We start from the raw sequence: 389 nt of genomic DNA, 5'->3' as shown, positions 1-389 counted from the left end.
CACCGTGCGGGTTCGACCCCCGCCCTCGGCACCATATGCGCCCGTAGCTCAATTGGATAGAGCGTTTGACTACGGATCAAGAGGTTAGGGGTTCGACTCCTCTCGGGCGCGTTTTCTTTCGGGAAGTGGCTCAGCTTGGTAGAGCACCTGGTTTGGGACCAGGGGGTCGCAGGTTCAAATCCTGTCTTCCCGATACTTGTTTGGGGCCTTAGCTCAGCTGGGAGAGCGCCTGCCTTGCACGCAGGAGGTCAGCGGTTCGATCCCGCTAGGCTCCACCATTAGTTCTTTGAAAACTGAACGAAACAAACAACGTGAAACGTCAATTTTTATTTTTAGATGCTAGACAAACTAACTTTATTGGAGAGTTTGATCCTGGCTCAGGATGAACG

At 52.7% G+C, this 389-nt stretch carries 3 tRNA genes; all 3 read left to right on the top strand.

What is annotated here, in order from left to right:
- Nucleotides 1-37: 37 nt before the first annotated feature.
- The 3 genes from MR160_RS34060 (at nt 38) to MR160_RS34050 (ending at nt 278) form a co-directional block, all read left to right on the top strand.
- A tRNA-Arg gene (locus MR160_RS34060) sits at nt 38-111 on the top strand.
- Nucleotides 112-119: 8 nt separating this feature from the next.
- Nucleotides 120-193, top strand: a tRNA-Pro gene (locus MR160_RS34055).
- A gap of 9 nt (nt 194-202) precedes the next feature.
- Nucleotides 203-278 (top strand) — tRNA-Ala (locus MR160_RS34050).
- Nucleotides 279-389: the final 111 nt, after the last annotated feature.

It is taken from the genome of Bacillus cereus group sp. BfR-BA-01382 (assembly GCF_022663475.1).
GTDB lineage: Bacteria > Bacillota > Bacilli > Bacillales > Bacillaceae_G > Bacillus_A > Bacillus_A thuringiensis_S.
This window is presented reverse-complemented; position numbering and strand designations above follow the sequence as displayed.